At 57.9% G+C, this 24,426-nt stretch carries 20 protein-coding genes; 10 read left to right on the top strand and 10 right to left on the bottom strand.

From position 1 onward, the window contains the following. Positions 1-38 precede the first annotated feature (38 nt). From odhI to glpK, 7 genes are all read left to right on the top strand, one after another. On the top strand, positions 39-470 hold the full coding sequence (gene odhI / locus CPPEL_RS05905; RefSeq protein ID WP_123960258.1) for an oxoglutarate dehydrogenase inhibitor Odhl: 432 nt from the start codon (positions 39-41) through the stop codon (positions 468-470). 98 nt (positions 471-568) lie between these two features. Further along, entirely contained in the window at positions 569-1,297 is a 729-nt protein-coding gene (gene ftsR, locus CPPEL_RS05900) for a transcriptional regulator FtsR (RefSeq protein ID WP_245990402.1), read from the top strand. 15 nt (positions 1,298-1,312) lie between these two features. Further along, a complete protein-coding gene (locus tag CPPEL_RS05895) occupies positions 1,313-1,921 on the top strand; it encodes a bifunctional nuclease domain-containing protein (RefSeq protein ID WP_123960257.1) in 609 nt (202 codons plus the stop codon). Positions 1,922-2,123: 202 nt separating this feature from the next. Beyond that, entirely contained in the window at positions 2,124-2,627 is a 504-nt protein-coding gene (locus CPPEL_RS05890; RefSeq protein ID WP_245990539.1) for a MerR family transcriptional regulator, read from the top strand. 388 nt (positions 2,628-3,015) lie between these two features. Further along, entirely contained in the window at positions 3,016-4,740 is a 1,725-nt protein-coding gene (locus tag CPPEL_RS05885; RefSeq protein ID WP_123960255.1) for a glycerol-3-phosphate dehydrogenase/oxidase, read from the top strand. Positions 4,741-4,745: 5 nt separating this feature from the next. Beyond that, entirely contained in the window at positions 4,746-5,486 is a 741-nt protein-coding gene (locus CPPEL_RS05880) for an MIP/aquaporin family protein (RefSeq protein WP_123961251.1), read from the top strand. A 39-nt stretch (positions 5,487-5,525) separates the two neighbouring features. After that, a complete protein-coding gene (gene glpK, locus CPPEL_RS05875) occupies positions 5,526-7,061 on the top strand; it encodes a glycerol kinase GlpK (RefSeq protein WP_123960254.1) in 1,536 nt (511 codons plus the stop codon). 68 nt (positions 7,062-7,129) lie between these two features. Here glpK and CPPEL_RS05870 read toward each other — a convergent pair whose 3' ends face one another. The 5 genes from CPPEL_RS05870 to gndA form a co-directional block, all read right to left on the bottom strand. After that, a complete protein-coding gene (locus CPPEL_RS05870) occupies positions 7,130-8,470 on the bottom strand; it encodes a VWA domain-containing protein (RefSeq protein WP_123960253.1) in 1,341 nt (446 codons plus the stop codon). Between the two features lie 68 nt (positions 8,471-8,538). Further along, positions 8,539-9,591, bottom strand: coding sequence for a hemolysin family protein (locus CPPEL_RS05865; protein ID WP_123960252.1), 1,053 nt, complete (start codon positions 9,589-9,591; stop codon positions 8,539-8,541). Further along, the gene (locus CPPEL_RS05860; protein WP_123960251.1) at positions 9,588-11,018 is read right to left on the bottom strand and encodes a hemolysin family protein; all 1,431 of its coding nucleotides are present in this window, start codon (positions 11,016-11,018) and stop codon (positions 9,588-9,590) included. Before CPPEL_RS05860 ends, CPPEL_RS05865 begins: the two co-directional genes overlap by 4 nt. A gap of 9 nt (positions 11,019-11,027) precedes the next feature. Further along, positions 11,028-12,464, bottom strand: a complete 1,437-nt coding sequence (locus CPPEL_RS05855; RefSeq protein ID WP_123960250.1) for a DEAD/DEAH box helicase — start codon at positions 12,462-12,464, stop codon at positions 11,028-11,030. A 15-nt stretch (positions 12,465-12,479) separates the two neighbouring features. Next, complete coding sequence (gene gndA / locus CPPEL_RS05850; protein ID WP_123960249.1) at positions 12,480-13,931, bottom strand: NADP-dependent phosphogluconate dehydrogenase; 1,452 nt, start codon at positions 13,929-13,931, stop codon at positions 12,480-12,482. Positions 13,932-13,994: 63 nt separating this feature from the next. On the opposite strand from gndA, the gene CPPEL_RS05845 reads away from it, so the two are divergent. Further along, positions 13,995-14,483, top strand: coding sequence for a PaaI family thioesterase (locus tag CPPEL_RS05845; protein ID WP_245990401.1), 489 nt, complete (start codon positions 13,995-13,997; stop codon positions 14,481-14,483). Positions 14,484-14,585: 102 nt separating this feature from the next. On the opposite strand, the gene CPPEL_RS05840 is transcribed toward CPPEL_RS05845, so the two are convergent. Next, positions 14,586-15,161 carry a hypothetical protein gene (locus CPPEL_RS05840; RefSeq protein ID WP_123960248.1) on the bottom strand — a complete coding sequence of 192 codons (576 nt, stop codon included), beginning with the start codon at positions 15,159-15,161 and terminating at the stop codon, positions 14,586-14,588. A gap of 113 nt (positions 15,162-15,274) precedes the next feature. Continuing rightward, positions 15,275-16,336 carry a magnesium/cobalt transporter CorA gene (corA, locus tag CPPEL_RS05835; RefSeq protein ID WP_123960247.1) on the bottom strand — a complete coding sequence of 354 codons (1,062 nt, stop codon included), beginning with the start codon at positions 16,334-16,336 and terminating at the stop codon, positions 15,275-15,277. 88 nt (positions 16,337-16,424) lie between these two features. On the opposite strand from corA, the gene CPPEL_RS05830 reads away from it, so the two are divergent. Continuing rightward, on the top strand, positions 16,425-17,006 hold the full coding sequence (locus CPPEL_RS05830; RefSeq protein ID WP_123960246.1) for a class I SAM-dependent methyltransferase: 582 nt from the start codon (positions 16,425-16,427) through the stop codon (positions 17,004-17,006). A 121-nt stretch (positions 17,007-17,127) separates the two neighbouring features. Here CPPEL_RS05830 and CPPEL_RS05825 read toward each other — a convergent pair whose 3' ends face one another. Then, the gene (locus CPPEL_RS05825; RefSeq protein ID WP_123960245.1) at positions 17,128-18,483 is read right to left on the bottom strand and encodes an NAD(P)/FAD-dependent oxidoreductase; all 1,356 of its coding nucleotides are present in this window, start codon (positions 18,481-18,483) and stop codon (positions 17,128-17,130) included. A gap of 242 nt (positions 18,484-18,725) precedes the next feature. Between CPPEL_RS05825 and CPPEL_RS05820 the strand changes: the two genes are divergently transcribed. Next, positions 18,726-19,982, top strand: a complete 1,257-nt coding sequence (locus CPPEL_RS05820) for a class I SAM-dependent methyltransferase (RefSeq protein ID WP_123960244.1) — start codon at positions 18,726-18,728, stop codon at positions 19,980-19,982. Here CPPEL_RS05820 and CPPEL_RS05815 read toward each other — a convergent pair. Then, positions 19,979-21,298, bottom strand: a complete 1,320-nt coding sequence (locus CPPEL_RS05815; RefSeq protein ID WP_245990538.1) for an MFS transporter — start codon at positions 21,296-21,298, stop codon at positions 19,979-19,981. The two genes, CPPEL_RS05820 and CPPEL_RS05815, sit on opposite strands and share 4 nt — an antisense overlap. A 162-nt stretch (positions 21,299-21,460) precedes the next feature. Then, positions 21,461-24,382 (bottom strand): FAD-binding and (Fe-S)-binding domain-containing protein, encoded by a 2,922-nt coding sequence (locus tag CPPEL_RS05810; protein ID WP_123960243.1) that lies wholly within the window; start codon positions 24,380-24,382, stop codon positions 21,461-21,463. Positions 24,383-24,426: the final 44 nt, after the last annotated feature.

Genomic DNA, 24,426 nt, shown 5'->3' with positions numbered 1-24,426 from the left:
GTAGCACAGTAACAGCGCGAACTCGGAGGTTATAAGGAATGAGCGAGCACACTGGCACTCCCGAAGGGCAGGTCGAGACCACCTCGGTGTTCAGGGCCGACCTGTTAAAGGAGATGGAGTCCGGAGCAAATGCCGCGTCGAAGTCCGGCGGGGACGTGACTCCGCCCGCAGGTGCCGGAATGCTGGTGGTCAAGCGCGGCCCGAATGCTGGTGCCCGTTTCCTGCTCGACCGTGAAACCACCACCGCTGGCCGTCACCCCGAAAGCGATATCTTCCTCGACGACGTGACCGTGTCGCGCCGCCACGCGGAGTTCCGCATGAAGGATGGCTCTTTCGAGGTCGTCGATGTGGGAAGCCTCAATGGCACCTACGTCAACCGTGAGCCGAAGAATGCCGAGACGCTTGCTACTGGCGATGAGGTCCAGATTGGTAAATTCCGCTTGGTCTTCTTAGAAGGCCCGAAGGCTTAAACTAGTCTTTTCCACCATTTAGATGTCCAAAAAGGGGCGTTGTGCTTTGCGGTACAACGAATCCCTCCACCTTTCTAGGAAGCAGTCCCTTTAAGAGCATGAGTGCACTGACGAATCGCGAACGCAGCACTGCGAAGCCGAAGAAGAATATGTCCATCGGCGTGGTGCTGGAGACGCTGAAAAGCGAGTTCCCCGATGTGACGCTCTCGAAGATCCGCTTCTTAGAATCTGAGGGTTTGATCAGCCCGGAGCGCACGCCTTCTGGGTATCGCCGCTTTACCGAGGCCGATGTTGATCGCCTTCGCTATATCCTGCAAACCCAGCGCGATCACTACCTGCCGCTGAAGGTCATCCGTGAGCAGCTCGATGCCATGGATTCCGGCGCTGTCACCCCCATTTCACAGGGTGCTACGAGCGCGCCGCTGATTAGCGCCGATAATTTCCGCGGCGCTACCTTGCGCAGGCTTACCGACGCCGATGTTGCCGAAAAGGCCGGCGTGGCCGAGACCTTGGTCCATGACTTTGTACAGGCCGGCGTGATTAAGCCCGATGTTTCTGGCTATTTCACCGCCGACGATGTGCAGATCGTTGCCTTTGGTGCGCAATTGCTTGAATTTGGTGTGGATGCACGCCACCTGAAATCTTTGCGCAATGCTGCCTCCAGGCAGGCAGACCTGATTGCTCGGGCTGCAACCCCGATGGCCCGCGCCCGCGGCGGCCAGAATCCTCGCGAGCACGCCGAGGAAATCTCCCAGCAGATGAGCGCGGTTGTGGTTTCCTTGCACGCAAGCCTGCTGAAGTCTTTGCTGCGTGAAGAACTCTCTTAATATCGAAGGGAATCTATGACCTATCAAGAGGTCAGTTTTATTGGCGTGGCTACGGTATCTCCGGAGCTTGCGCCCTGCACCCTGCTATTTGATACCTCCCATCAGCGCGTCTTAGCGCTGTGGTTGCCCGATGACGCAAGTGAGGCTTTAAGCGATGGCGCCGATGAAGGCTATGCGCGCCGTCCCAGCAGCACCGATGTGCTCTTAGAGGCCTTGGATAAAACGGGCGCCAAGATTGAGGCCTTGCGCATCGATAGCGTCTATCAGGGCGTGTATCACTGCTCAATCGTGTTGGGCGAAGGCGTGCAGATTGATTGCAAGCCCTCCCAGCTCTTGTTGCTTGCCCAGGCCGCGACTACCCCGGTGGAAGTGCATGAACAGGTGTTAGTTGATGCATCGGTGAAGGTTCCGCCGCAGGAGTTTTTAGAGTATTTCGGTATTGAGCCGCCGGAAGATCTCGAAGCAGAGCATGTCTCTGCCTCCGGTGATGATCAGGCCGATGCAGACTTCGCTGCGTTTATGGAGCAGATGGGGTTAAAGGAATCTGATCTTTTTGCCGAGGAAGATCAAGACGATACTCCCGACGATGATGCACAAGATACGGGTGTGACTGACGGTAAATAAGGTGACAATGGGGCAGGAGTATGTCTAAGCTTCAAGTTGAGGTTTAAGTTACGGCGTGTCGCGCCTTTGGTGCTGCTGTTGTGCCCTAGGGTTCGATAAGAGAAAATCATTGAAGTACGCACCTTTTTCGATGCGCCCGGTAATGCAAGGAGTAAACGTGAGCGAGAACCAACATAAGGCAGTGCAGGGAGCACTGTTTGATATGGGGCCAGACCAAGAGGTTGGCTATCGCGTGCCGATTGCTTGCCAGGTTGCCGGCATTACGTACCGCCAATTGGATTATTGGGCGCGCACCGATCTGGTGCAGCCGAGTATTCGCAACGCCCGCGGCTCCGGTTCTCAGCGCTTGTACTCCTTTAGAGACATCCTGGTGCTCAAGATTGTGAAGCGCCTGCTCGATACCGGCATCTCCCTGCAGAATATCCGTCTTGCTGTAGAGAAGCTGCGTGATCATGGCGTGGATGATCTGGCAGAAATCACCCTCGTATCCGATGGCGTGACGGTGTATGAGTGCCGATCCAATGAAGAAGTGATCGACCTCCTCGGCGGGGGACAGGGCGTGTTCGGCATTGCACTGCCTGGCATTATGAAGGAACTGACCGGCACCATTGATTCCTTCCCCTCCGAGCGCATTGATCAACACGATGAGGACAATGTGATCGGCGTAGATGAACTGGCTGCACGCAGGATGCGCCGTTCTTCCTAGACGCTTCTTATTCGGCAATAAAACCCTCAGCTACCACCTTGGGTAGTTGGGGGTTGCTGCTTTTGGGGGTAACTGCGGGGGTAGTTTCGGGCAGCGCAAACAATTTCATCTTGTTAAAGAAGTCACAGTGTAAATCTTGTGAAGAAAAGGAAAAGCGCCTCACCACGCCTTATATCCTTTTAGTTTTCGTGGTTTTTGTAAGCCAAGCGTGACATGACAGAAAAATCTGTAAAGATTCGCTAGTGTTGGCTAGGTAAAACATTCACCGCTGTTGTGTGCTACACAACAGTTAGTAGGTGGTGTTCGCGCCACCGAACCCAACCCGTAGGAACCGTCGAAAAGTTCAAGCCCTTAAGGGAAAGAACTTCAGGCGGAGAAAGGTCTCCTCATGGCGTCCACGACCAAGCACCCACTCAATCCCGAGTACTTCGAGAAGGTGTGGGACAACTTCGAGCACAAGCACTATGACGTTGTCATTATCGGCGGCGGCTCCGTTGGTGCAGGTGCCGCGCTGGATGCAGCTACCCGTGGCCTCAGCGTCGCAGTGATTGAAACCCGCGACTTCGCCGCAGGTACTTCATCACGTTCTTCCAAGATGTTCCACGGTGGCCTGCGCTACCTGGCCATGCTCGATTTCCGCCTCGTGGCAGAATCCCTGCGCGAGCGCGAACTCAACATGTCCACCCTGGCACCGCACCTGGTCAAGCCCCTGAAGTTCATCTTCCCGCTCACCCACCGCATCTGGGAGCGCGTGATGATGTTCGGCGGCTTCACCCTCTATGACCTCATGGGCGGTGCAAAGAGCGTGCCCATGCAAAAGCACTACTCCCGCAAGGGCGTGCTCAAGATGGCTCCGGGTCTCAACGACGACGCCGTAGTCGGCGGTGTTCGCTACTACGACACGCTTGTCGACGACGCACGCCACACCATGACAGTGCTGCGCACCGCCGCAGAATATGGCGCAGATATCCGCACCTCCACCCAGGTTGTGGGCTTTGAAAAAGACGGCAGCCGCGTTGTCGCAGCCGTGGTGCGCGACACCGAAACCGGTGCCGAAACCCAGGTGCGCGGCTCGGTATTCATCAACGCCACCGGCGTATGGAACAACGAGATTGAAAAGCTCGCAGGCGCTAAGGGCAAGTTCTCCGTGCACGCCTCCAAGGGCGTACACATCGTGATCCCGAAGGATCGCCTGAAGTGCGATGCAGCCCTGTGCTTCGTTACCGAGAAGTCCGTGCTCTTCGTTATTCCTTGGGGCGAGTACTGGATCGTGGGTACCACCGATACCGACTACAAGCTCGGTCGCCCGGACCCAGCACCTACGCGTGCCGATATCGACTACATCCTGGACCAGCTCAACCGTCGCGTAAAGCACCAGATCACCCACAGCGACATCGTGGGCGTGTACTCCGGTCTGCGTCCGCTGCTCGAGGGCAGCTCCGATTCCACCTCCAACCTCTCGCGCAACCACGCCGTGGCACATGTTTGCCCTGGCCTGGTCTCTGTTGCCGGTGGCAAGTACACCACCTACCGCGTGATCGGCAAGGACGCCGTGGATCTGGCCATCAAGGACGTGCCAAAGCAGGTTCCGGATTCCATCACCGACCAGACCCCGATCTTGGGCGCCGATGGCTACCATGCTCTGGCAAACCAAGTTTCTGCCATTGCACGCCGCAATGATCTGCCGGCAAAGACCATCGAGCACCTGCTCGGCCGCTATGGATCCCTCTACTCCGAGGTGCTTGCCCCCGCCAAGGAAGATGCAGCACTGCTGCAACCCATCGAGGGTGCAGAAGGCTACATCTGGGCCGAGGTTCGCTACGCCGTTACCCACGAGGGTGCCCTGCACCTCGAAGACGTCTTGAACCGCCGTCTGCGCGTGGCCATGGAGTACGACGATCGCGGCACCAAGGCTGCACCGGCAGTTGCCGAGTTCATCGCTCCGCTGCTGGGTTGGGACGAAGAAACCCGCGAGGCAGAACTCAACACCTTCGTCCAGCGTGTTGAGGCCGAGCTTGAGGCTGAACGTCAACTTACCGACGAAGCCGCAAATGACCTCATGGTCGCCGTTGGCGACACCCGCTCCAATATCGAGAAGGGAATCGATCTCTAATGGAAATTACTGCTGCACAGGCGTTTGGCTGGGAATTCCTCGGCACCATGCTGCTGCTATTGCTCGGCAATGGTGTATGCGCCCTCAACGCCCTGCGCACCTCCGGTGGACGCAACACCGGCTGGTTACTCATCGCCTTTGGTTGGGGCATGGGTGTGTTCGTTGGTGCCTCCGTCGCTGATGTTTCCGGCGGACACCTCAACCCCGCGGTGACCTTGATGGTTGCCTTAAGAGGCGGAGTGGGCTGGGATCTCGTTCCCTGGTACTTCCTCGGCCAGATCCTCGGCGCTTTCTGTGGTGCCGTGCTCACCTGGGCAGCGTTTAAGCAGCTCTTCGATGCCAACAACTACGACGAAGAAGGCAATATCACCCACGCCAACCAAACCACGGGTGGCATCTTCTTCACCGGCCCTGCACACCCGAAGAACGGCTGGAACGCCGTGACCGAGTTCATCGGCACCTTCGTCCTTCTGGCCTGGATCGCCTTCGCACCAGCCAACGGCGAGATCAGCAGCCTGAAGTACTTCGCAGTGGCCTTCGTGGTGGTCGGCATTGGTATGTCGCTTGGTTCGCCCACCGGCTACGCCATCAACCCCGCCCGCGACTTCGGTCCGCGCCTTGCCTACGCTTTGGCCCTGCCCATCAAGGACAAAGGTAGTGCAAACTGGGGCTACGCCTGGGTTCCGATCGTGGCGCCCATGCTTGCAGCAGTGTTCACCGGCGTGCTTGCAAATGCGCTGGTATAAGCAATAACGCACGGTATCTAGAGAAAAGGAAGCAAATCTATGGGTAACACCAAGTACGTGGCAGCCATTGACCAAGGCACCACCTCCACCCGTTGCATCATCTTCGACCACGAGGCCAACCAAGTTGCCGTGGGCCAGTATGAGCACGAGCAGCACTATCCCCGAAAGGGCTGGGTTGAGCACGATCCGATGGAGATCTGGGACAACACCCGCCGCGCAGTAGGCCGCGCCCTGGCCGAAAGCGATGTTGCACGCGAGGACATCCTCGCCGTCGGTATTACCAACCAGCGCGAAACCACCGTCGTGTGGGACAAGAACACTGGTGAGCCGGTGTACAACGCGATCGTGTGGCAAGATACCCGCACCAACGAGATCTGCGAAGAACTCGCAGGCGAAGAAGGCCCCGACCGTTGGCGCAAGAAGACGGGTATGCGCATCAACTCCTACCCGGCAGGCCCGAAGGTCAAGTGGATCCTCGACAATGTTGAAGGCGCACGCGAGCGCGCCGAGGCAGGCGACCTCCTCTTCGGCACCATCGACACCTGGCTGCTGTGGAACCTCACCGGCGGCGCAGAAGGCGATGAGGGCGAAGCAGCCGTCCACGCCACCGACGTGACCAACGCTTCTCGCACCCTGCTCATGGACCTCGAAACCCTTCAGTGGGACGAGGAACTGTGCAAGGCCATGGACATCCCCATGTCCATGCTGCCGGAAATCCGCCCCTCTGTTGGCGATTACCGCCATGTACGCGAGCGTGGCACCCTTGCAGGCGTGCCGATTCGCGCCATCTTGGGCGACCAGCAAGCCGCCATGTTTGGCCAGGGCTGCTTCCGCGCAGGCGATGCAAAGAACACCTACGGCACCGGCCTCTTCCTCTTGCTGAACACCGGCAAGAAGCCGAAGTGGTCTGAGCACGGCTTGATCACCACCGTGTGCTACCAGCTCGAAAACGAAAAGCCCGTCTACGCCCTCGAGGGTTCGGTGGCTATGGGCGGTGCGCTGGTTCAGTGGCTGCGCGATAACCTCCAGCTCATCCCCAACGCACCTTCGATTGAAAACCTCGCCCGCGAGGTTGAAGATAACGGCGGCGTGTACATCGTGCCCGCGTTCTCCGGGCTGTTCGCACCGCGCTGGCGTCCCGATGCCCGCGGCGTGATCGTTGGTCTTACCCGATTTGTCAACCGCAAGCACATCGCCCGTGCTGTGCTGGAAGCCACGGCGTACCAGACCAGGGAGCTTGTCGACGCCATGGTCGCAGACTCCGGCGTGGAGCTCACCGATCTGCGCGTAGATGGTGGCATGACCATGAACGAGCTGCTCATGCAGTTCCAGGCTGATGTGCTTGGCACCAATGTGCAGCGCCCGAAGAACATCGAAACCACCGCCACCGGTGCTGCCTACGCAGCCGGCCTCTCTGTTGGCTTCTGGGAGAACCTCCAGGCCCTGCAGCAGCAAACCGACGCTGCGAAGGTATGGAAGCCCAAGATGGATGCAGAAGAAGTCGACGCACTCTACAGCGAGTGGAACCGCGCCGTTGAGCGCACCTACGACTGGGAAGTAAGCGAAAAGAAGTAAGCTGCAACCCTAAAAGGAAAGCCCGAACAGCCACCGGCTGCTCGGGCTTTTCTCATGCCACAAAGCGCTTAACTTAACCCCACGGCTCGATGGACGGCCATGTCCAGCTCGGCCGGATCTTCAACCCGGCTCACGCTACCGCCATTGCCCTCGATGGCGCTGGCAAGCTCCGCATCCTCGGCGTTACCCAACTGGATCAAGTGAACATGAATCTGTTGCTCAGCCGCACGCGCGAGTGCCTCATTAACGGCGGCATCATCCACACTGCCGGTGCTGAGCAGCACCACCGTGGTGGGTTGTCCATGGGCTTGAGCAATATCGAGTGCGGCAAGGAGTGCTTCGTGGGTTTGAGGCACACCGCCAACACCTAAGGCCTGCACCGCCTGAGAGATCGATAGGTCCTGGTCAAACAGCACATTCGAACGCCATCCTTTGAGCACACCTGGGTTAAGCGGCGAGGAGTAATTCATTAACGCGGCATCGTGTTCGGTGCCCAGTGCCTGCACGGCATCGGAGATCGCGTTGCGTGCCTGCGTAGCCCAGGGGGCGCTTGCATCAGAGGTATCGAGGACAAAGAGCGTGTCTTGGCTTCGCTGCGTGGTTTGCAAGGGTGAGCCGAAGGCATTGAGCACTTCTACCACGGTGGGGTCAAGCTGTTTAGCTTGATCGAGCTGAAATTCCTGAACCAGTGCATCGGCACCACGCTGTGCTTGTTCGCTTACTTGATCATTGGCAGTGAGCACCACAGCGCGAACCGGCATCTCAATGCCCTCTGCAGCCTGGAACTGCCAGCCAGGAGCGGCAAAACCCTGTGATGCAGCATAGGGGAGATCCTGTTCGCTGGCCTGCCCAATATCGAGGCCACGATCTTGTTCCAAGGCCGCATAGGTGGCGTCGAAATCGCCAAACTTCTGCTCAGCCAATATCGCAGAAGCCACGGCATCGGGTGAGGTGGGGTAGCGCAAATTCATCTGCGCATCCCATGCCTGGCCGCTTTGATCGGCAATGCCGACAGGGAGCGTGGCAATGATGGGCCACTGTTTGCTCGCTGCATTGCGCTCAGCACGGGCAAGCACGTCTTGGATGGTCTGATCAGTTTCGGCGCTTAACAGCAGTGATGCTTGGGCGGGGTCGTCGACAAGCTGCGGGGTGAGGCAGAAATCCTGGGTTTGGAGGTTGGCTTGCGCAAAGCGCTGCACCAAATCTTCGGCATCAATCATGCCGTGGGTGGCCACCGGAACCACCAGCTCACCTTCAATGCACTCTTGGGCTCGGTGCTCTTCATCGGAGCGGATGCGCTGATTAGACCAAAGCAGCACGGCGGCGATCACGAGGATCACCGCCAGCACAGTGATGAGCAACCCCTGAGAGAGGCGATAGTTGGGCTTACCAGAAGAATGTTGTCCCACGATGTGTTCCTTATCCCGCGATTTCTCAAACCCAGCTTAAAGGCTCTTCGGGAAAAGGTGTGGGATCTTTAGCGCTGTTCGTGAGTCCAATCGGCAAAGGTGCCCAAATATTCCTCGATCAGATCTTCAAGGGTGATCACACCGAGCAGCTCGCCGCGATCGCGCACCTGCGCCATGTGGGCAGACTTTTTGTGCATGAGCTGCAAGGCCTCATCGAGCGTGCCACCGGCGTGAATGATGGTCAGTGGACGGATCTCCGAGCGGTGGATAATCGCATCATGGTCATCTTCTTCGAAGCGATCCAGCAAGTCCTTGATGTGCACATACCCAAGGAAGGCGCCATCGGCGGCGGTGACGGGGAAGCGAGAAAAGCCGGTTGCGGCCACCGCATCTTCAACGTCTTTCAACCTCGGGCCGCGGCGACCAAAGCTCACCGTGCGCACGCGATCCAAAGGAATCAGGATCTCGGTAACAAGACGATCTTCCACCTGCAGCGCCTTGGATAGGCGCGAGTGCTCCTGGGCATCCAAGAAGCCCTCCGAACGCGACTCAGAGATCATCGAGGCCAACTGCTCGGGATCCACACCCGCATCGAGCTCATCTTTTTGCTCGATACCGAAAGCCTTGAGTGTTAAACGTGCCACCCAGTTGAAGAAGGCGATAAACGGCCTGGTGATGTGCATGAACACCAAGAGGGTGGGGGTCAGCCACAACGCCAAGGTTTCCGGGCCCGCCAGAGCGATATTCTTCGGCACCATCTCGCCGAACAAAATGTGCAAGAAGGTGATCAGCGCTAAGGCGATCACAAAAGCAACTGGGTGCAGCAAATTATCAGGTAGCCCCAAAGCATGGAAGGGCACCTCAACAAAGTGAGCGATGGCAGGTTCGGCAACCTTACCCAAGATCAATGAGCAGATGGTGATGCCCAATTGGCAGGCAGCCAGCATGATCGAGAGGTGCTCGATGGCGTAGAGCACCCGCTTCGCACCCGGACGGTTTTGGCTAATGAGGTTTTCAATGCGGTCCCTGCGCGAAGAAATCAGCGCGAATTCCGCAGCCACGAAGTAGGCATTGGCCAGCAAGAGGGCCAGGATCATGGCAATGGTGACAAACAAGCTCATCGCGAGGATCCTCCCTGTGGTTGTTGGGTGGGCTCCACCCCGTGTTCTGCAAGCATCGCCTCGGCTTCTTCAGCGCTCATCGGGGAAAGAATCACGCTTTCCACGCGACGATCTTCCATGAGCGTGACCTTAGCTAGCCAACGTCCCTTAATGCCGGACTCAAACTCCGCCATCATCGGGTTATCACTTTCAGGCAACAGCAGCTCATCGCCGACCTTGGGAATCCTGCCCAAGGTGGCCATGACCAAACCACCAAGGGTTTCATAGGGGCCTTCAGGGCCGATATAGCCAACTTTTTCAGCCAACTCATCAAGGCGTACCAAACCAGCTACCTGCCAGTTGGAACCGAATCTTTGGAAGTCACGCTCTGCTTCGGCATCATCGTGCTCGTCGTAGACCTCGCCCAAGATCTCTTCTACGCAGTCTTCAATGGTGATCAGCCCGGCGGTGCCACCGTACTCATCGGCCACCAGGATCACCTGTGAGCCGGCCTTGCGCACCTCGTCGAGCACAGTATCGCCGTCGAGGCTTTCCGGCACGATCGGCACCGGACGTGCCAACTGCTGCATCGTCACCGCGCTGCGTTGGGCCTCTGGCACCGAGAAGGCGTCTTTATAGGTAACCACGCCGATCGTGTCGTCCAAATCGCCGCGGATGACCGGGAAGCGGGAGTGGCCAGTTTCGATGGCAAGCGCGATGAGGTCCTGCACCGTATCTTCTGCAGAAAGCGCATCAACAGTCGAACGCGGAGTCATCAGCTCACCAGCGGTGGTCTCGCCGAATTTTAAGGAACGGTCGAGCACCAGCGCGGTATTTTCATCCAAATCGCCGCTTTCAGCAGAGTTTCGCACCAGCGCGGTCAGCTCCTGAGCCGAACGTGCGCTAGCCAGTTCATCTGCAGGCTCAATGCCCATGCGGCGCACCGTAACATTTGCGGCTTTGTTGAGCAGGTTAATAAAGCCCTTAAACACCGTATTGAAGATGTGTACCGGGCCTACCACGGTTCTTGCGGTGGCAAGAGGGTTGGTAATGGCGACGTTTTTGGGCACCAGCTCGCCAAAGACCATCGAAAGCCCGGTGGCTACCAGCAGTGCCACCACCAAGGCGATGGGGGTGGTGGCATCTTCTGGCACGCCCATGAGATCTAGTAGGGGAGTAAAGAACTTGGCCAAAATGGGCTCGGCCAGATAGCCGGTGGCCAAGGTGGTCAGGGTGATGCCCAATTGGGCGCCAGAGAGCACGAAGGAGAGATTATGAAAATCTCGCTTCACTGCCTTGGCGCGGTGATCGCCCCTGGTTTTCAGGTCGTGTTCGATAGTGGAACGTTCGAGTCCGGTCAGTGCGAACTCGACCGCAACGAAAAGGCCTGTGCTTGCCGTAAGGGCAATAAAGCCGATGAGAGAAACGATGCTAATGGCTATGTCCATGATGGGCGTTTATCTGGGGCGAAACCCCTGAGTAGTGCTCCTTGATTGTCGACGTTTTCTTTGAGAACCCTGCTTGCCAGCAGCATCCCTGCTACCTTTTTGTGCACCCTGGGATTGCTTGCCCTTCAGGCTGCCAGTGCGGCGGCCTGCGCTGCGCGCACCTTTGTCCTGCTCGGATGCACGCCGGCGGGATCCACCGCGCTTGTGCGCAGCATTTCCACCACGCGAAGCACCCTTGGCCTTCGGCGTTGCGGCCTTTGGCTGTTGTGCTCCAAAAGGTGGAAGTGGTGCTCTTTGAATATCTTGAGCCCCGCACAGGGCAATCACTGCAGAGGCATCTTCGAGCATCTTAGCGTCTACCTTGGCCTTTGCCAGCATTGCATCAACATCGCGGCGCTGTTCAGGCAGCACCAAAGTCAGCACAGCGCCACTGGTGCCGGCGCGCGCGGTGCGCCCGGCGCGGTGCAAATAGGCCTTGTGCTCAACCGGTGGGTCGATGTGTACTACGAGGTCGACATCGGAAATATCGATGCCGCGCGCTGCAATATCGGTGGCTATCAGCACCGGGACTTCACCTGATTGGAAGGCCTCGACGGCGCGGGTGCGACTACCTTGGCCTTTATCGCCATGCAGGCCTGCGGCATTGATGCCGCAGCGGCGTAGCTTTTTTACCTGCCGATCCACCGTGTGCTTGGTGCGCATGAACATGATGGTTTTGCCCTCACGTCCAGCGATGAGCTGCACGAGCTCGTTGCGTTGATCTTTGGAATCAAGATCAAAGCGATAGTGCGTCATGGTGTCAACGGCTTGCTGCACGCCCGCGGTCGAATGCGTGACAGGGGAGTGCATATAGCGTTTGACAAGGGTGTTGACATCCCCGTCGAGGGTGGCAGAAAACAGCAGGCGCTGGGAGTTGGCGGGGGTGGCATCGAGCAGCTTGCGCACCTGCGGCATAAAGCCCATATCCGCCATTTGATCGGCCTCATCGAGAGCGGTGATGATCACGGACTCAAGTGAAATGGCCTTGCGGTTGAGCAGATCTTGGAGGCGGCCTGGGGTGGCCACCAAAATATCCACCGGCGCAGCTAAAGCAGTGAGGTTGCGGTTGATATTGACACCGCCAAAGACCTCAAGCACGCGCATGCCCATCACGGCAGCAAAAGGAGCCAGCCGTTGGCTTACCTGTAAGGCAAGCTCGCGGGTGGGTACCAGCACTAATGCGCGAGGCTGTTTGGGTTTCGAGGCGCCACCTTGAAGGCGCGCCAGCATGGGCAGGCCAAAGGTGAAGGTTTTACCGGAGCCGGTAGGGCCTCGCCCCAACACATCCTTGCCTTCTAGCGCAGATGGGATGGCTGCGGCTTGGATGGGAAAGGGCGAAGAAATGCCTTGGCGTTGCAGCTCGTGCACAATCGCCACGGGCAAGCCAAGGCTTTGAAAAGAGGTCATCGAGGGAAGTCTAGCTTAAACCTCGACCTCGGAGCGATCCCCGGACCACAGGGTGTGGAAGGAACCGGGCTTATCTACACGCTTGTAGGTGTGTGCGCCAAAGAAATCACGCTGGGCCTGGATCAAGGCAGCGGGCAGGCGCTTGGCGCGCAGGGAGTCGTAGTAGCTCAGGCTAGAGGCAAACACCGGCACCGGCTGGCCAACCTGGGTGGCGATGACTACTACGCGACGCCAGGCGTCGATAAGCTCGGAGAGCTCGGAGGTGAAGTAGGGGTCAAGCAGCAGGGAGGCGAGCTCGGGGTTGTTGTCGTAGGCCTCGACGATGCGGTTGAGGAACTTCGCGCGGATGATGCAGCCGCCGCGCCAAATGGTGGCGAGATCGCGGGGGTCGACGTTCCAGTCGTACTCATCGGAGCCTGCCTTGATCTCATCAAAGCCCTGGGCGTAGGCGATGAGCTTGGAGGCATAGAGTGCCTTGCGCACATCTTCGACGAAGGCTTCGCGGTCCACACCGAGATCTTCGAGGCTGCGGATGGTGCCCGATGGCAGCTCGCCAGTGGCTTCGCGCTGTGCGGCGGCACCAGACAGGGCGCGGGCGAACACGGCTTCGCCAATGCCGGTCACAGGGATGCCGAGGTCGAGTGCGGCCTTCACAGTCCAGCGGCCGGTGCCCTTTTGGCCGGCTTGATCCACGATCACATCGACTAAGGGCTTGCCGGTTTCTGCATCCACCTGATCGAGCACCTCAGAGGTGATCTCGATGAGGTAGGAATCCAGATCGCCTTGGTTCCAATCGCGGAAGATCTGTGCCAGTTCGGCGGGGCTATAGCCAGCGGCGTAGCGAAGAAGCTGGTAGGCCTCGCCAATGACCTGCATATCGGCGTATTCGATGCCGTTGTGCACCATCTTGACAAAGTGGCCGGCTCCATCGGGGCCGATGTGGGTGACGCATGGGGTGCCATCAACTTTGGCAGCTACCGACTCCAGCAGTGGTCCGAGTGCCTCCCAGGTGGATTCGGGGCCGCCAGGCATGATGGATGGGCCATTAAGTGCGCCTTCTTCACCGCCGGAGATGCCGGCGCCAACGAAGTTCAAGCCGCGTTGTGCGATTTCAGCTTCTCGACGAATCGTGTCGCTAAACAGCGCGTTGCCGCCGTCGATAATGATGTCGCCTTCATCCATGGCATCGGCGAGTTGATCGATGACAGCATCGGTGGCTGCACCGGCTTGCACCATGATGATGGCGCGACGTGGCTTTTCCAGCGAATCTACGAATTCCTCGATGCTGGAGGCGGGAATGAAGTCGCCCTCGTTGCCGTGTTCTTTGATTAAGGCGTCGGTTTTGCCCTGGCTGCGGTTATATACCGCAACAGTGTGGCCGTTTCGGGCGAAGTTGCGCGCAAGGTTCGAGCCCATCACGGCCAGGCCTACCACGCCAATCTGTGCTTTTTTGCTGCGATCAGTCATATTGCCAACAATACCCCAGTGCTTGGGCTTCACAATCCAACACATTCGGATACATTAGGGCGTATGAGCAAACAATCGGACATGTTATCGGCACTGTCTTCACTCGATGCTGAGGGCATGAGCATCGAGGAATTAGAGCGCTTTAATGAAAGCGTTACCGGATTTACCAAGACCCTCGGCATGCGTTTTACCAAAATCACCCCAGAGGTAGTGGCCGCTGAACTGCACGTATCAGGCGCACACCTGCAACCAGCAGGCATTGTCAACGGTGGTGTCTATTCCTCCCTGGCAGAAACAGCAGGCTCCATTTTGGGGCTCACCCGCGCAAATGGTGACCTGGTCGTTGGTGTTAATTGCAACGCCGACTTCATCGCCACGGTCTCGGCCGGTGTGATTGACCTGGAGGCCCGCTTCGTGCACGCCGGGCGTTCCAGCCAATTAATTGAGGTGCATCTGCACCACCGCGGCAAGCTGGTGTCTCGCGCGATGCTGCGCACGATGGTGTTGCAAAAGCCGGCGGAACCGCCAAAGAAAGACAAGTTCGCGGAATAAGCGAAAACCCGCCTTGACCTCCTCCAAACACCACGGCGAAGGTTTGCGGGTATGTCACCGCCGGGGTGCATGCCCCGGCGGTGATCTTTTTAACGGAGTAGCTCAGAAGGGGAGCGGGTCCAGTGGGGCTTCGGGGTTGAGGTAGAGGATCCCGGTGATGAGGTCATCGCCATCGAAGGCGATGCGGCCTGTGGTTGATCCGGCCTCCTGTTCCAAGGTGGTGACCACTACCGCGGTCCCGAGAATCTGCTCTGGCTCCCCGGCCTGTGCGATCGCTGTGGTGCCTTGTGGGTGAGTGATGAAGGTGTCGGAAAAGCGTTCCAGCATTCCTGCTTCTTCGAGGCAGGTCTGCCAAACCTGTGAGATCACATCCCAATTGAGCTCCTCGCGCACGTTGGGGTTGAGCATTGCCATGGCGAGGTCTTCCTGCCCCTCGGATACGAGGGTGAAGAATCGTTGGGCTGTCTGTTGTAAGTGGTGTACGGGGCGTGGCATAAGGGTATCTCCTTCCGGAGTGTTGATTTTGCCGAAGCGTTTGAACGCGGCTTGTCGGCTGACCCCAAGGGTGCGGCCGATGTCGGCCCAGGATCGGCCTCGCGCTCTTTCGGCAGTGACGGCTACTTCGAGGTTCTTGTGAGCACGTTCCAGTTCGAGTGCTGCTTGGCGTATCTGATCCATGACGCCAGTAAACCATTGGTTGACAGTGTGTGTCAACCAAGGGTTAACAACCAGTGGGAGGTGGTGCGAGTTGCGAATCCTTCGACGCCGATTCCCTATGCCTGTAGCAACCGCTACTTTTCCAGCCAGCCCATCTTTTTGAAGGTGATCCACAGGCCTAAGACCACCAGGATCATCACTGCGAGCACCACAAAGTAGCCGTGTTCGGTATGAAGCTCGGGCATGTTATCGAAGTTCATGCCATACACACCGGCAATCAGCGTGGGCACGGCAGCCATACCAACGTAGGCAGAAATAGCGCGCATATCGGAGTTTTGTTGCAGGCTGATGATGGCCACGCCGGCGTCGATAAGCGCTGAAAGACGCTCATCAAAGCTGGCCACTAGATCCTTGGCCTGCATCTCGTGGTCGAGCACATCGCGGAAATACGAGCGCAACTGCTTGCCAATCATGTCCTCATTCGAGGCAATCAATTGGCGTAGGGCAGGAGCCAGGGGATCGATGGCATGGCGCATCTCTAAGATCTCGCGCTTGAGGTTATAGATGGTCTGAATATCGATGCGGTTATTTGGGGTAAAGACTTCCTCTTCCAGCTCATCTACTTCGGTGCTCAAGACCTCAACCACGCGCAGATAGTGATCGACCAAGTGGTCCGACATAGCCCAAGCAATACCCATGGGGCCGTAGGTGGCGAGCTCTTCGGCGTCGTCAAGCCTTGACTCCAAACCAGGAAGCCTGGTGCGGTGGCGGATCGTGATGATGAAGTTGGGGCCAACCAACATCTGCACCTCGCCGGATTCGATGATTTGGCGGGCGTCTTTCACCGTGTCCTGGTCACGATAAATAATCGAGCGCACCACCATAAAAAGCTGAGAATCATAGCGCTCCACCTTTGGGCGCTGATGCGCAGATACGGCATCTTCGGCAATCAGCTCGTGGATCTGAAAATCCTCGGCAATCTGCATCATGTGACGCTCGGAAGGCTCATACAAGCTCAACCACACAAACGCCTCATGGCCTTGGGCCTCCAAGGCCCGCATGTGCTCAAGGGTGGGCGGATAAGCCTGCGCATCCTGCTGCAACACACCATCGACGTACACCCTAAGGTGATCGGTAATTTCTTCCACGGGCAAGGTGGAACGGTCTACCACACGGGGCTGAGATTTGCGTGCCATGAGGGATTTTCCTTTCGCGCCAACCTAAGGGCCTTGGCGGTACTGATTAAAGCAATGCTGAGGGTTGTGCATACCTATAATTGCCGATATGCCAACGTGGAAAGAAATTACGAGCCAAAACCCCGAGCACTCCAAGAACTACGCCGCCAGGTGGGATCGCCTCGAAGCCCAAGGCAACGATATTGTTGGCGAAGCCCGACTCATCGATGCCATGGCACCACGAGGGGCAAAGATCTTAGATGCCGGTTGCGGCCAAGGCCGAATCGGTGGCTATCTGCAACAACGCGGCCATGACGTTACCGGTGTAGACCTTGATCCGCTACTGATCCAACAAGCCAAGCAACGCTACCCCGAAGCCACCTGGATCGTTGGAGACCTCGCAGAAGACACCAACGTAGAAGGCAGCTTTAGCCTCGGGGTGTGCGCCGGCAACGTACTCACCTTCCTTGCCCCCGAACAACGCAGGCCGGCGCTTGCACACCTCTACCAACTCATGGACTCGCCCTCCCGGCTCGTTGTGGGCTTCGGCGGCGGACGCGGCTATAGCTTCCCGGCCTTTTTCGAAGACGCCCAGGCCGAAGGCTTTACAGTGCAACAGCGCTTTAGCTCCTGGGATCTACAGCCTTTTGATCAGCACAGTGACTTCCTGGTCGCGGTGCTGAGCAAGTAACCCCTGGCCATTGTTGCGGAGAAAAGCGCTTTAGATATGACAAAACGCCCAGCAATACTGCTGGGCGTTATGCGTTGCCTGCGATCTAGAGCAGGCGAGCTACAAGGCTCTTGCCGATGGGCTAGGAATCCTTCTGCTCTTTCTTCAGCTCATTCATGGCGTTGCGGCCGTAAAGCTGCTGGCGGGTAGCGGCGAGGTTCCAGCGCTTGGGCGAAAGGGCGTTGATGCCCCAAGACACGGCCGCGGTGATGCGGTTGCGGAAGCCGATGAGGAACATCAGGTGGACTACCAGCCACATGATCCAGCCGATGAAGCCGGTGAATTCCAGCTTGCCAATCTTGACCACAGCATTAAAGCGCGACACGGTGGCCATGGAGCCCTTGTCGTAGTACTCGAATGGCTCGCGCTGCTCGGGGCTGCGGCCTTCGGCTTCTTCTGCGATTTGATCAGCAACGTACTCGCCGCCCTGGATAGCCACCTGGGCCACGCCCGGCAGGCCGTTGAGCGACATCATGTCGCCGATGATAAAGACGTTCTTCTCGTCACCGACGGAAAGATCGGGGTTCACAGACACGCGACCTGCGCGGTCTACTTCTGCGCCGAGCTGATCGGCAACCAGCTTGCCCAGCGGGGAGGCGGCCACACCGGCAGACCAGATCTTGCAGTAGGAATCCAAGGTGTGCTCGGAATCGTCCACGGTGGACTTGTAGGTGACGGTGTTTTCGTCGATGTTGGTCACGATCGCGTTGAGCTTGACGGTCACGCCGATCTTTTCCAAGGAACGCTGCGCGTTGCGGCCGAGGCGCTTGCCAAAGGGAGGCAATACCTGAGGCGCGCCATCAAGCAGGATCACCTTGGCGTTGGAGGGGTTCACGCGGGTATAAGAACCAGATAGGGTGCGGTGAGCCATTTCTGCAAGCTGGCCTGCCAATTCCACACCGGTAGGTCCTGCGCCGATGACCACGAAGGTGAGCAGACGTTCGCGCTCGGCGGGGTCGTCGGTAAGCTCGGCGCGCTCGAAGGCACCAACGATGCGGGCGCGAAGCTCGAGGGCATCGTCGATGGACTTCATGCCGGGGGCGTACTCGGCGAAGTGGTCGTTGCCGAAGTAGGACTGTCCGGCGCCAGCGGCAATCACCAGGGAGTCATATTCGACTTCCACCACATAATCGTCCAGCTCGGCCTTGACCAGCTTGGCGGAGGTGTCAATGTCGGTGACATTGGCCTTCATAATGTTGAGGTTTTCCTGCTGACCCAAGATCTGGCGGGTAGAGGTAGCGATTTCGCCGGAGGAAAGAATACCGGTTGCTACCTGGTAGAGCAGTGGCTGGAAGAGGTGGTGATTGGTGCGGTCGATCAGGGTGATATCGACGTCGGCATCTTTGAGCTCACGGGCACAAAAAAGGCCACCGAAGCCCGAACCAATGATCACTACATGATGACGGCCGCCATCGGGTCGAATCGGGGTGCTCGACATGTAAAAAGTCTCCTCTAAGTAATTGCGTCTGCCCTGCATAGATGTGGGTTCTGCACAAAGATGTGAATATTGCCACCAGGGTATTGGCGATTATGTTAGCGCTTCATCAGCAGCAAAGCACTTTCGGGATCACTTCGAGCAAAGTTCGGGGCTAATCCAAACGTTATTTGCGTGGCTCCCACCACTACCTGCTGGCTGCCACTACGCTTTGAAATCACGTTCTTGGCAAAAAAGGGAGGCGCATGAGCACTGTTGATCCGCTGCGCTGGCCAGCTATTGCCAACGTGCCTACGCAGGGGCGCACCCGCCGTCGCGCACGAAAGGCCGAATCCGAGTTTGCCTACGCCTGTGAGCAGGCAGATTTAAGCCTCGAAGGGCCTGAAGCAGACTTAACAGTCTTAGAAGATGCCCTCTTTTTGCGCATCGCCGATGCCGGTTGGTTAGGCCTTGCAGAAAGTTATATGGCCGGAGAATGGCTCAGCTCGAACCTGCCCCACGTGCTCCAGCGCCTGCTTGAAACCGGGTATGCGCCTAAAAGTAGTGCCAGGCCTAAGGGGCTTTTCGACGCCCGCGCCACCCCAGTTGATCTGCTTCGCCTAAGCGCCGGTGAGGGCCTTTTTGGTTACGCCTCGGTGTTTAGTTCTGGGGTTCCTACCACCGAAAGGGTGACGCTTACTCCACCCGGTAGGGGCAAAATGAAACACGCTCAACCGCTCAGCGTTGAGGTGACCACGCTAAGTGATCCCACCATTGTTGAGCGCTTAGACCAGGCAGACGCCCAAGCCAGAGCGTTGAGCACGCTGTTGGATTTTGCCGATGTAGGCACCGGCACCTATCTTGCCGATCTACCAGCTCAAACTCCCGCCGCAGCCCTAGCCGCTATTGCGCGCAATGCCACCGTGGACGTGATGAGCTGCGATGATGAGCTTCTAGCCGAGCTTGAGGCTGTGGCTGCCCAAGCCCAAGGCGCTATCGAGGTCTGTGCGCTTCCTGGCCCCTTGCCGGAGCCTGGTCGCCTGCGTCGGCGTTTTGATGCAGTGGTCAATGTTGATGGGGTAGAGGCCATGGATCCAGGGGCGCTGAAAACATGGCTGCATGCCTGCGAGGAGCTATTGGTTCCCGGAGGGCGTGTGGCTTTGCAAACGCTGGTGGGCACCGAGGAGCTCAAACCACTTGATAGTGCCCTAGATGTCTTGCGCGCATATCTTGCGCCCGGTTGGCACGGCCACAGCATGGAATCGCTGCTGCACGCCATGAATGCCCGGCCTGGGTTAAGGCCTCAAGAGGCATTGGTCTTTGGCGGACATTATGTAGAGGGGCTTCGCCTTCAGCGCGAGCGTTTCGAAGCACACGCGCGTGAGGCTGCTGCCTTGGGTTTTGATGCAGTGTATCGCCGTTTGTGGATTTTCCAGCTTGCGCTCAAAGAAGCCCTGCTGCGCGCAGGGCTTCTCGATGCTGTGGTGTTGAGCGCGACGTTGCAGCCGCGCAGAGGCGTTTAGATCTCGTTGAGATCGTAGTCGCGGGTTTCTTTCATGATTCTCACGGCTACCAGCGTGATCAGCGATACCACGATCAGATACCAACCCACCGACTGCACACCATATTGCTGAGTTAATGCTGTGGCGATAAACGGTGCCACGGCAGCGCCGAGGATCGAGGATACGTTGTAGCTAATCCCTGATCCGGTGTAGCGAACATTGGTGGTAAATAGCTCCGGCAGCACCGCCGACATTGGCCCGAAGATCATGCCCATGATGAACATGCCCAGGGTGAGGAAGGCCAGCACCGAAGCCTGCGTTGCGTGTTCGGGATCTAGGAAGAAGCTAAAGCTTAGGCCGAAGGCGATCATTACCAAAGAGATGATGGTCAGCGTGCGCCGACGTCCCCGCTTATCTGCTAATTGCCCAGCTAGGGGGATACCGGCAATGAAGGCGAAGATGGAGATGAGCTGGAGCTTGAGAAAGTCCATATAGGGAATGCCCAGGCCTTTACCCAGCTCCTTGGATGCAATGCCGTAGGAGAGTACCCAGGTGGTGACCAGGTAGAACAGCGTGTAGCACGACAGCATGACGAAGGTGCCGATGATCATTGGCTTCTTGGAGGTGCGGAAGACCTCAAATACCGGTGCTTTGACTCGCTTGCCGCTATCGACTGCTTGTTGGAAAACAGGGGTCTCTTCCAATTTCAGGCGAATGACCAATCCGACGATCACGAGCACTGCAGACATGGCGAAGGGGATACGCCAACCCCAGGTCATAAACGCGCCTTCAATATCGCCCTTGTTGTAGCCGGTGAGTGCCACAAGGATGAGGAAGAAGCCGTTGGCCAGCAAGAAGCCAAAGGGTGCGCCCAGTTGTGGCCACATGGCAGCCCAGGCCCTTTTGCCTCGCTGGGCCGTTTCGGTGGCAAGCAGGGCTGCGCCTGACCATTCACCGCCAAGGCCGAGGCCCTGGCAAAAACGCATCAATGCCAACAGTGCTGGTGCAACGATGCCGACCTGCGCATACGGCGGGATGAAGGCGATGAGGAAGGTGGCAATGCCCATGGTGAGCAGCGAGCCCACCAGTGTTGCTTTGCGGCCGATGCGATCGCCGAAGTGCCCAAAGAGCAATGAGCCGATGGGGCGGGCAATAAAGGCTAGGCCGAAGGTGGCAAAAGACTGCAACAGGCCGACGGTGGGATCATCGTTTGCTGGGAAGAACAGGATGGGAAACACCGCTACAGCGGCTGTTGCGTAGACGTAGAAGTCGTAAAACTCGATGGTGGTTCCGACGGTGGATGCGACGATGACCTTTCGGCGCATCGAGGCATCCATGTTCGTAGCGGCCTGCGTTGCGGCAGGGCTGGTGGTTGTGGTCACTGTGGTGCTCCAGGGAAGCGATAGAGGAACAAGAGGTGCCCTCGAAGTTAGCATCCTACAATCCGGGAACGCAATCCCATATATTGAAACATTCCTAGTGGCCTAAAAATACCAGCGCTAAGGAGACACTACCGGCCTTGAAGCTCTTTCCAGCAACACCGCCACATGCTCGAACACCTCGCCACACACCATTTCCAAACCCATCTCACAGGTGCGATTAGAAGCCACAAAGGCATCAAAATTGCCGGCCTTCAAGGATTCGGCCTCTTGCATGGTGGCTGATTGGCTAAGCTCTGGGTGCAACATCACGCGATCGCCCGCGCTGCCACAACACCCGGCGCCATCGGGCACCACGGCGTTACCACAGCGATTGGCCACGGCCAGCAGCATCTCAGCTTGCTGCATGTGCTGGACCGAGCATGTGGGGTGGACTGCGATCCTGCCAAAATCTTCCACGATGGGCAGATGCTCGATCACGCTGCGATGGAGCCATTCCACCACGTCGAGAATCTCTACGGCCTCAAGCCTTGTACGCAGGCTAGGCTCTAGTACCTCTTGCATCTGCGTGATCATGCCGTGGGTGCAGCTTGCGGCATCGACAATCACCGGTATCTGGCCCTCATCGCTCCACCGCAGCAGATCAAGCGCTAAGGTCCGTGCCTGGTATTCAAAGCCTTCTTTATAGCCTTTCGACGACCACGGGGTGCCACAACAATCACCGGCGACATCTTCGGGGATCCACACCGGCACACCGGCGCGCCTTCCAAGTTCCACGATGGCGTGGGGCAATGGGAGGTGATCGGGGCTGGCCTGGGCTGAATTGCCAAACATGCGGTTGATACACGCTGGGAAATACACCGCCGTCGCCCCTTCGCGTGTGGTGTGCGGGAGTGCTTGGGCTGGCAGCGGCAGTGGGCCTGGCACGCTGGGAAGCACGTCGGGGTTGATCACATTGCGCCCAATCCTGGCAGCCATATCCAGGGTGGAGGCACCGAGGACCTTGGCGCTGACTAAGCCGCCACGGACCAGTTGTTCTACTACCGCCCACTTCTTTGCACCACGCAGCGCCGTTTTTGCAGCAATAGGCGAGGCCTGGGCATTGCGGAATTGCTTCATCACCTTGCCGGTATCAATGCTGACCGGACATGCGATGGCACAGGATCCATCGGCTGCGCACATATCAATGCCGTCATATTGGAACTGTTCTTGCAAGGTAGCAAGCAGGGGAGAGCTGGGAGCTTGGCGCGCCATTTCTCTTCTTAACACGATGCGCTGGCGCGGGGTGATGGTCACTTGCCTAGAGGGGCATACTGGCTCGCAAAAACCGCACTCCACGCAGTCATTGATCTCGTCTTCTACCTTGGGCAGGCTCTTGAAGTGCTCTAGGTGGAGGTGTTGATTGCGCGTGAGCTTGATATTGGGAGCCAAGATGCCCAAAGGGTCTATTGCACGTTTCACGTCCCACATCAGCTCCCAGGCACGCTCACCCCATTCGCGGAGCAAAAAGGGCGCCATATTCACGCCAGTGCCGTGTTCGGCTTTGAGTGAACCCTGGTACTTATCAATGACGATGGCGCTCATGCGATCAAGAAACTCGGCGTACTGTGCGCGGTCTTCTTCTTGTGCCAGGTTTGGTAATAGGAAGAAGTGCAGATTGCCAAAAGCCGCGTGGCCCATCACCATTTCTGGATAGCCAAATTCCGCCAATAGATCTAATAGATCCGCGGCGCCATCACCTACTTGCTCCGGCGGGAAGCACACGTCCTCGGTGATCATCGCGGTGCCTTGGGGGCGGTTGGAACCCAAAAGACCAAACAGCCCATTGCGGATCTGCCATGCGCCGCGCATGGCAGCCTCGCTGCGTTCAAAATTCAATGGCGATAACAGCTCAGCGCCCTCGAGTGCCTCGGTAGTGGCACTGATGCAGGCTTCTAATGCTTCCTCGTCGCGGCCACCGAGTTCTACCAGCAAGGCTGCAGCTTTGGTGGGAAGGTCAGCCCAGGCCGGATCGGCAGCAGGGAAGTTGCCTACTGCCTTTTGGAGCACCGGTGCCACCAGTAGCTCACAGGCCAATGCGCCTGCCTGCATGATCGGGGCAACAAACTGTGCGGCATCGCGCAGATCAGGCAGCATCACCCACGCCATGGCCTTATGCTTTGGCAACGGCACGGTGTTGATGGTGGCCTCGGTGATAGCCCCGAAGATGCCCTCGGAGCTGACCATGAGTTTATTAAGGATCCGGACGGGAGTTTCTTCGTCGATAAATGCATCGAGGCGAATGCCGTTGGTATTGCGGATCGAAAACTTCTTTTTCAGCAGTTGGCACAACGCTTCATCATTGCGGATCTCATCGCGGATGCGCAGCAACTCGGCATGAAGCGCAGGCTCTTTGGCCTGGAAGGCAGCATCGCTTTCGCCGGTGTCGATCACATTGCCGCTGGGCAGCACCACACGCATTGAGGCCACGCTGTGGTAGCTATCGCGATCCACGCTGCAGCGCATACCGCCGGCATTATTGGCAAGCACGCCGCCGATGGTGGCTACGGCAGTAGAACCTGGGTCTGGTCCTAACATGACGCCGCTTCGAGCGAGCACGGCTTGGGCATCGCCCAGAATTACTCCGGGCTTGGTCCAAAGTTGGGTGCCTTGGTTTAACACGCGCATCCCGGTGAAATACCGTTTGAGATCCACGAGGATGTCTTCGGTTGCTGCTTGGCCATTTAAAGAGGTGCCGGCAGCACGGAAGGTGATGGTGCGGTGGTGCTTGCTGGCGTAGCGCATGAGCGCAGAAAGCTCAGCCTCATTGCGAGGTTGCACCACCACGGAAGGAATGCGCCTATAGGGTGAGGCATCGGATGCAAAAGCGATCAAATCGCTTGCACGGGCTAATACCTGCTCTTTTGAAAGTATTGTTTCAAGATCGTCCACCAACTTCGGATCGCTGCCGTGGCGAAGCGAGGCGGGTGCTGCATCTGGTTCAGGTGTAGACCCTGCTGGTTGGCCGATGGTGGCAGGTTGCGGGCTGAGCAAGCGTTTCATGCTGTTTAAGGTAATCAGCCCACGCCAGCAACGCTGCCTTGCAT

This window comes from Corynebacterium pseudopelargi (assembly GCF_003814005.1).
Classification (GTDB): domain Bacteria; phylum Actinomycetota; class Actinomycetes; order Mycobacteriales; family Mycobacteriaceae; genus Corynebacterium; species Corynebacterium pseudopelargi.
The sequence above is the reverse complement of the archived record's forward strand: the minus strand, read 5'-3'. Positions and strand labels throughout refer to the sequence as shown.

Coding starts and splice junctions, on each gene's coding strand:
- odhI (WP_123960258.1), top strand. CDS start 39: ATGAGCGAGCACACTGGCACTCCCGAAGGGCAGGTCGAGACCACCTCG.
- ftsR (WP_245990402.1), top strand. CDS start 569: ATGAGTGCACTGACGAATCGCGAACGCAGCACTGCGAAGCCGAAGAAG.
- CPPEL_RS05895 (WP_123960257.1), top strand. CDS start 1,313: ATGACCTATCAAGAGGTCAGTTTTATTGGCGTGGCTACGGTATCTCCG.
- CPPEL_RS05890 (WP_245990539.1), top strand. CDS start 2,124: ATGGGGCCAGACCAAGAGGTTGGCTATCGCGTGCCGATTGCTTGCCAG.
- CPPEL_RS05885 (WP_123960255.1), top strand. CDS start 3,016: ATGGCGTCCACGACCAAGCACCCACTCAATCCCGAGTACTTCGAGAAG.
- glpK (WP_123960254.1), top strand. CDS start 5,526: ATGGGTAACACCAAGTACGTGGCAGCCATTGACCAAGGCACCACCTCC.
- CPPEL_RS05865 (WP_123960252.1), bottom strand. CDS start 9,591: ATGAGCTTGTTTGTCACCATTGCCATGATCCTGGCCCTCTTGCTGGCC.
- CPPEL_RS05860 (WP_123960251.1), bottom strand. CDS start 11,018: ATGGACATAGCCATTAGCATCGTTTCTCTCATCGGCTTTATTGCCCTT.
- CPPEL_RS05855 (WP_123960250.1), bottom strand. CDS start 12,464: ATGACCTCTTTTCAAAGCCTTGGCTTGCCCGTGGCGATTGTGCACGAG.
- gndA (WP_123960249.1), bottom strand. CDS start 13,931: ATGACTGATCGCAGCAAAAAAGCACAGATTGGCGTGGTAGGCCTGGCC.
- CPPEL_RS05845 (WP_245990401.1), top strand. CDS start 13,995: ATGAGCAAACAATCGGACATGTTATCGGCACTGTCTTCACTCGATGCT.
- CPPEL_RS05840 (WP_123960248.1), bottom strand. CDS start 15,161: ATGGATCAGATACGCCAAGCAGCACTCGAACTGGAACGTGCTCACAAG.
- corA (WP_123960247.1), bottom strand. CDS start 16,336: ATGGCACGCAAATCTCAGCCCCGTGTGGTAGACCGTTCCACCTTGCCC.
- CPPEL_RS05830 (WP_123960246.1), top strand. CDS start 16,425: ATGCCAACGTGGAAAGAAATTACGAGCCAAAACCCCGAGCACTCCAAG.
- CPPEL_RS05825 (WP_123960245.1), bottom strand. CDS start 18,483: ATGTCGAGCACCCCGATTCGACCCGATGGCGGCCGTCATCATGTAGTG.
- CPPEL_RS05820 (WP_123960244.1), top strand. CDS start 18,726: ATGAGCACTGTTGATCCGCTGCGCTGGCCAGCTATTGCCAACGTGCCT.
- CPPEL_RS05815 (WP_245990538.1), bottom strand. CDS start 21,298: ATGGATGCCTCGATGCGCCGAAAGGTCATCGTCGCATCCACCGTCGGA.
- CPPEL_RS05810 (WP_123960243.1), bottom strand. CDS start 24,382: ATGAAACGCTTGCTCAGCCCGCAACCTGCCACCATCGGCCAACCAGCA.